Consider the following 230-nt stretch of genomic DNA (forward strand, 5'->3'; position numbering starts at 1 on the left):
AAAGACCGATATGCGGGATTCCGAATGGATTTCCACCTTGCTTCGCGCCGGACTTCTGAACGGAAGTTTTATTCCCGAAAAAAGGATTCGGGAATTCCGCGATCTAAATCGTTACTGTAAGAGTGTCATCCGCGATATTACATCACAGAAGAACAGGATTGAGAAATTTTTACAAAGTTCCGGCTTCCGTCTATCATCCTTTATTTCTGATATTTTTGGCGCTTCGGGTA

General features: G+C 43.0%; 1 protein-coding gene. It reads left to right on the plus strand.

The window, feature by feature from the left end:
- On the plus strand, window positions 1-230 hold a 230-nt coding region (locus tag LJE12_RS21255), incomplete at both ends, for an IS110 family transposase (protein ID WP_227292457.1).

The organism is Blautia sp. DFI.6.71 (genome assembly GCF_020593585.1).
GTDB classification, from domain to species: Bacteria; Bacillota; Clostridia; order Lachnospirales; family Lachnospiraceae; genus Blautia_A; species Blautia_A wexlerae.